At 62.0% G+C, this 6,782-nt stretch carries 4 protein-coding genes; 2 read left to right on the top strand and 2 right to left on the bottom strand.

The window, feature by feature from the left end:
* Nucleotides 1-181 precede the first annotated feature (181 nt).
* Nucleotides 182-1,450, bottom strand: a complete 1,269-nt coding sequence (locus tag RBR25_RS14590; RefSeq protein ID WP_432820284.1) for a diaminopimelate decarboxylase — start codon at nucleotides 1,448-1,450, stop codon at nucleotides 182-184.
* A gap of 196 nt (nucleotides 1,451-1,646) precedes the next feature.
* Nucleotides 1,647-2,117 (bottom strand): Lrp/AsnC family transcriptional regulator, encoded by a 471-nt coding sequence (locus RBR25_RS14585; protein ID WP_432820283.1) that lies wholly within the window; start codon nucleotides 2,115-2,117, stop codon nucleotides 1,647-1,649.
* Nucleotides 2,118-2,373: 256 nt separating this feature from the next.
* Between RBR25_RS14585 and RBR25_RS14580 the strand changes: the two genes are divergently transcribed.
* Both RBR25_RS14580 and RBR25_RS14575 read left to right on the top strand, forming a co-directional pair.
* A complete protein-coding gene (locus RBR25_RS14580; RefSeq protein ID WP_432820282.1) occupies nucleotides 2,374-4,881 on the top strand; it encodes a two-component system response regulator in 2,508 nt (835 codons plus the stop codon).
* A 54-nt stretch (nucleotides 4,882-4,935) separates the two neighbouring features.
* The gene (locus RBR25_RS14575; RefSeq protein ID WP_432820281.1) at nucleotides 4,936-6,747 is read left to right on the top strand and encodes a thiamine pyrophosphate-binding protein; all 1,812 of its coding nucleotides are present in this window, start codon (nucleotides 4,936-4,938) and stop codon (nucleotides 6,745-6,747) included.
* The last annotated feature ends 35 nt before the right edge of the window (nucleotides 6,748-6,782 follow it).

The raw sequence follows: 6,782 nt of genomic DNA, 5'->3' as shown, positions 1-6,782 counted from the left end.
CTTCCTTCAGACCCTGCCGTTACCAGCAACGCCCTTGCGATTCGGATTGTCTTCCCCCTGGCCGGGGTGACGCCTGTCTCTTGCAACAGGCCGGGTTTGCCCGCTACGCTGGGCAAACAAAAAACCGGAGGCTGCTTCTTTTGAAGCGGCCTCCGGTTTTTGAGCGTGGGCAATAGATCGCTTAGGCTTTTTTCGGAATGAAGGCGTCGGGCGTGAACTGGTAGGTAGCGAAGTAATCTTCCACCGTCTCGGCGCGGCGGATGAGTTCGACGCTCCCGTCGGCGCGCAGCAGCAACTCTTTCGGCCGCAGTCGACCGTTGTACTGGAAGCCCATGGCATGCCCGTGAGCGCCGCTGTCGTGAATGACGACGATGTCCCCGTCGACGATGGGCGGCAGTTCCCGCTGGATGGCGAACTTGTCGTTATTCTCGCAGAGGGAGCCGACCACGTCATACACTTCGCTTTTCGGCAGGTCTTCCTTGCCGATCACGTCGATGTGGTGGTAGGAGCCATAAAGGGCCGGGCGCATCAGCGACGACATGCAGGCATCGAGACCGACGTATTTGCGGTAGGTGTCCTTGTGGTTGATGGCGATCGTCACCAGCGCGCCGTGGGGACCGGTCATGTAGCGACCGCTCTCCATGACCATGGCCGGAACATAGCCGTGCTTGTCCTTGAAGGTGGCGAAGAGGGCGGTAATCTCGCGGCTCATGGCGGCGAGGTTCAGGGGGTGCTGTTCGGGTTTGTAGGGGATGCCGAAGCCGCCGCCGATATTGAGGAATTCGAAGCGGATGCCGAGCTCCTTCTCGACCAGGGCCGAGATTTCCAGAAGCATGCGGGCAGTCTCCACCATGTACGTGTAGTCGAGCTCGTTGGAGGCGACCATGGTGTGCAGGCCGAAGCGCTTGGCGCCCCGCGCCTGGGCGCGGCGGTAGGCATCCACCACCTGCTCGTGGGTGACGCCGTATTTGGCCTCTTCGGGATGACCGATGATGACGTTGCCGGTGCGGCGCGGCCCGGGATTGTAGCGGAAGCAGATCAGCTCGGGAAATTCCGGCACTTTGTCGATCAGGCTGACATCGTCGAGGTTGAGGATGCAGCCGCCGTCTTTGGCGGCGAACTCGAACTCTTCGCGGCTGGTATTGTTCGAGGTGAACATGATCTCCTCGGGCTTCGCTCCGACTTCGCGGGCAAGAATGAGCTCGGGGATGGAACTGCAGTCGAAGCCGAAGCCCATCTCTTTCATCACTTGCAGAATGCGCCGGTTGGGCAGGGCCTTGACAGCGAAATACTCGCGGAAACCGGCAATGCCGGCGAAGGCTTTTTTGAGCTGCTCTCCCGTTTCGCGGATGCCCGCTTCGTCATAGATATGAAAGGGGGTGCCGTAATGGGCGGCAATGTCGCGGATCGCCGGAAAGAGGCGGGCTTTGAATGTGTCGGACATGGGCATGGGTGTCGATCTCCTGAAAAAAGAAAAGTTCCTGTGAAAGAACGGCAAGGGTTATGAAAAGCGGCCGGGTCCCGCCGGGCGGTATCGCTTGATCAGGCGACGGACAAGCACTCGATCATCCGTCGGCTAAAACAGCATCTTACTTCTTGCCCTCAGCGGATAGGCGCGTTATTGATATACAGGATTTGCCGAAAAACTAAAAGGGCTCCGTTACCGAACCACCCAGGGTGACCCGCCGGGTTTCCTTGATAGTCTCCAGAACGATGAGGGTTCGGGTCCGAGCAACGCCGTCGATGATCGCCACCTCTTCCCGCAGAATCCGGCCGAGGGCTTCCGTGTCGGCAACCCGCAGCTTGAGCAGATAACCATCGTCGCCGGCCACCTGATGCACTTCCTGCACCCCCGTAACCTCCGCCAACGCCGCGCTCGTCTCCCGGCAGTCCCCCCGGGACATCTCAACCAGAACGAAGGCGGCGAGCTTCTGGGCGAAATGCTCGGGATTGAGGCGCACCTCGTAGCCGGAAATAATCCCCTGGGATTCCAGCTTGCGTATACGCTCCAGGACGGCGGAGGGAGCCATGCCGACCTGTCGGGCGACTTCGGCGTTGGGGATACGGGCTTTCTCCTGAAGAATCTCCAGAATCTGCAAGTCAACTTCGTCAATCATTCTTTTAAAATCCATAGTGACGAAATATTATTCTAAATAAACCCTGTTTGTCAAGAATCGGCCCATTGACACTCCGAACCAGGGTGATAAATCACGAAAGGCCGTCAAAATAACCAAGCAAAACGGTGCAGATATTGCATAATTAAGTAACAAGCGGCCCCACCAGAAAATGCACCCCCGCCCCTTTCGTCGGGGCAATCCCGTCTTCTTCGCCGGCGGGCTTGCACATGACAGACATTTCAGGAGACTGCTAAGGATGGCAAACAACGTACAAGACGTACATATCCTCCTGGTCAACCGGAATTCGGACAATCGCCGCATTCTGGCCGAGACCCTGCGCACGGCGGGCTTTCGCCACCTCACGGAAACCGCCGACGGCCGCGACGCCGTTCAGGTGCTGCGCCGGAAACGGATCGACCTACTCATCACCGACGTCGACATCGCCCCGCTGGACGGCTGGCAGCTCGGGCGCATGGTCCGCTCCGGCATCTTCCTTTGCGATGCCTTCATCCCCCTGATCCTGGTTGCCACCACCTGGTGCGAACGAATCGCCGAAACCACTGCCCGCGAATTCGGCTTCGACGCGGTCATTCCCCTGGAACGCTACCTCGAACTCCCCGCAACCCTGAAAAGTTGCCTGAATTCGCCCCGTGCCGGCGCACGCAAACCGACCCTGCTGGTGGTGGAAGATTTCGCCGACAACGCCCAACTCGCTGAGCGGATTCTGCAACCGCGCTTTACGGTGGAAGTCGCGACCGACGGCCAAGCCGGGCTGGAGGCCTGGTTGCGTCGCCGCCACGACCTGGTGCTGCTCGATGTGATGCTGCCGGGGCTTTCGGGGCAGCAGGTGCTGCAAGGCATTCTGCGGGAGCACCCGGATCAGCCGGTCGTGATCATGACCGCCCACGGCACCATGGAACTGGCCGAGGAACTGATGCTGGAGGGGGCCGCCGACTTCATCACCAAACCCTTCACCACCGACGCCCTGCGCCGGGTCACGGAAATCGCCGCGCGCCGGGAGGATTACCTGCTCAGCAACAAGCAGTTCGCCGCCCGGGTCGAATCCCTGCGGGAAAGCCGGGAAGCCTATCGGCTCATCTCCCAGACCCACCAGCATCTGCTCGACAGCCTCAGTACCGTGGTTATCGAACTGGATACCGAAGGACGCCTGCATTTTCTCAATCGCGCCTGGGAACAGCTGAGCGGGTACACCGTCGCCGAATCCCTGAATCGCCCTTTAAGCGATTTTCGCGACGAAGAGAACGAGGCGGACTGGCAGATCTACCGCAACCGCTTGCAGATGCTGAACTTCGGCAGTTTTCGGAAATGCGCCCTAGAACTGCGCCTGCGCCACCGCGACGGCCACGCCGTCTGGGTGGACGGCCGCTTCGACGCCATGACCGGCGTCGACGGAACCCCCTTGATCTCGGCCTGTTTCGACGACATCACCCGACGCAAGAAGGCCCTGGCCGAACTGGAACATCTGGCCATGCACGACACCCTCACCGGCCTCTTCAACCGTCATTACTTCGGCCATGCCATCAAGCAGATGGCGGCTCTGAGTAAACGGGGACAGGGGCGTCACACCCTGCTCTATCTCGACCTCGACCACTTTAAGGTCATCAACGACAGTTTCGGCCACTATCACGGCGATCTGGTCCTGAAGCAGGTCGCTGAACTCCTCTCCCGCCGGATCCGTCGTTCCGACGTGCTCTGCCGTCTCGGCGGCGACGAATACGCCATTCTCCTCGCCAACACCGACCTTCCCCAGGCCCTGGAAATCGCCAACGAGTTACGCGACCTCATCCAGCATCTCGACTGCCGTATCGAGGAGCAGGTCGCCGAGATCAGTTGCAGTATGGGCATCGCCGAACTCGACGGCAGCGCCGGCCGACCCGAGGATTACCTCAAACAGGCGGATATCGCCCTCTACGTCGCGAAAAACCGGGGGCGCAACCGCATCCATGTCTATGATCCGGCGGATCGGGAAAACGAGGAGTTGCGCCGCAACCTCGACTGGGTGCGCAAGGTGCGCAAGGCCATCACCGGGCATGGCCTGCTCTTCCATTTCCAGCCCATCCTCCACATCGCCAGCGGTGAAATCAGCCATTACGAGGCCCTGCTGCGCCTGCGGCTCCCCGAAGAGGGAGAAATCCCCCCCAAGGATTTCATCCCCGCTCTGGAGCAGGCCGGCGAAATGGCCCTGCTCGACCACTGGGTAATCCGTCAGGGCATCACCCTTCTCGGCCGCTATCCCGGGCTGCGCAAACTCGCCGTCAACCTCTCGGCCCAGGCCTTCGACGACAGCGCCATCCTGCCGCTGGTGGAGGATCTGCTCGCCCAAGAAAAGGTCGAGCCGGAGCGAATCGTCTTCGAGCTGACGGAAACGGCGAGCCTCGACAACATTCCTGCCGCCCAGCGCATGATCACCCGCCTGCAGGAGCTCGGCTGCGGCTTCTCCGTCGACGACTTCGGCACCGGCTTCAGCACCTTCAACTACCTCAAGGAGTTTCCGGCGGACAGCATCAAGGTCGACGGCACGTTCATCCGCAACCTGGCCCACGATCCGGTCAACCTCGCCCTGGTCCGCTCCATCCATGAAGTGGCCCGCACCCTGGGCAAGACGACCATCGCCGAATTCGTCGAAACCGCCGAGGATTTCGAGGCCTTGCGCACCTTGGGCATTGATTTCGCCCAAGGCTACTACATTGGCCGGCCCGCGCCCATCGAATCCTGGGGATTTTCGCAGGTCGCAGCGACATGAAGAGGATAGGCATACACAGGAGGGAAACTAAAGCAGTGAACAGGAGAAGCCACCATGTCGTCCACTCAATCCGGACCCGCCAGCGAACAACCCGCCGCGCAGTCCTGCACACCCCCTGATCTCGGGGATCTGATCGTCAGTTACCTGGAAGAACTGCATATCGAGTATGTTTTCGGCGTCCCCGGTGGGGCGATCGAACCCTTCTACAATGCCCTTGCGCGCAGTGCTCGCCGCGGCGGCATCCGTCCGGTCGTTGCCCGCCATGAAAGCGGCGCCGCCTTCATGGCCGACGGCTACGCCCGGGAAACGGGGAAGCTCGGAGTCTGCTGCGCCACCACCGGACCGGGCACGACCAATCTCATCACCGGGGTCGCCTCGGCCTACATGGACAGCATACCGTTGCTGGTCATCACCGCCCAGACCTCGTTGCCCCAGTTCGGCAAGCGCGCCTTGCAGGATTCCTCCTGCACCGCCGTCGATACCGTTGGGATGTTCCGCTACTGCACCCACTACAACACCCTCATTTCCCATCGCGGCCAGCTCGAAGACAAGCTGGTGACGGCGATCATGGCCGCCCATCGCAGCAGCGGCCCGGCCCACATCAGTATCCCCTCGGACATCCTGCGCGAGCCCCGGCGCATCCGCAACGGTGCCGACCGTCTGGTGGCCGGCGACGAGACCCTGCGGCAGAAATTTTCCCTGATCGACCCGACGGCGGTGGAGCGGCTGCGCCGGGAACTGGAGGCGGCAAAGAAGGTCGTGGTGGTGATCGGCGGTGCCTGCGGCGAAGCCATGGAGGAAATCCTCACCTTCGCCGAAACGACGGGGGCACTGCTCATCAGCGGCCCCGAAGGAAAAGGCTGGGTCGACCCCCGGCATCCCCAATACCGGGGCGTCTACGGCTTCGCCGGCCACGTGACGGCCCGCCAGGCGCTCTTCGACGCAGAGGTCGACCTGGTGCTGGCGGTCAATACCCGCTTCGGCGAGATGCTTTTATGCGGCGGCGAGGAGAAACACCTGCTCAATGGCCGTCTGGTCCATATCGACGGTGTCGCCGAACACTTCACCCGGTCGCCCATGGCCCGGATACACGTCTGCGGCGCCCCCCGCGCCGTCTTCGAAAGCCTCAACCGCACCTTGCGCCGGAGGCGACCGCCGGCCACGACCGGGCCGGATCCGGCGGCGCCATCGGCCATCCCGGGAATTCCTCCCCAGCTTTCCGTGGACGACGCCGCCGCCTGCCAGAACGCCGAGAGCCCGCTCAAACCACAACGGGTCATGGTCGAACTGGCCGCCCGCTTCCCCGAAAACACCCGTTTTCTTATCGACGCCGGCAACAGCTGGGCCTGGGCGACCCACTACCTGCATCCTAAAAGCGGCGGCTGCTATCGCATCGCCATGGGTTTCGGAGCCATGACCTGGGCGATCGGCGCAGCGGTCGGCACCTCCTTGGGCAGCCCGGGCAACCCGGTCCTCTGCCTGACCGGCGACGGCAGCTTTCTCATGAGCGGCCAGGAGCTGTCGGTGGCAGTGGCGGAAAGGTTGCCGGTCATCTTCGTCATTCTCAACGACCGGGCGCTGGGGATGGTCAAGCACGGCCAGCGGCTGGGCGGCGGAGAAGCGATCGCCTTCGAGCTGCCGCCGGTGGACTTTTGCGGAATCGCACGGGCAATGGGCGCGGGCGCCTATCGCATCCATTCGCTAGACGATCTGAACCGGCTTGATGTGGCGAAAATCTGCGCGACACGGGGACCGACCCTGCTGGAAATCCACATCGATCCGGAAGAAACGCCGCCCATGGGCGCCCGCATGAAAGCCTTGACCGGCAAGCCGCCAGGCGTCGTCCCGCTCTGGCCGAAAGACTGAAAAGGCCGGATTCCCTCGGGGAGTCCGGCCTTTTT

Source organism: Trichloromonas sp. (assembly GCF_034006665.1).
Lineage (GTDB): Bacteria > Desulfobacterota > Desulfuromonadia > Desulfuromonadales > Trichloromonadaceae > Trichloromonas.
The sequence above is the reverse complement of the archived record's forward strand: the minus strand, read 5'-3'. Positions and strand labels throughout refer to the sequence as shown.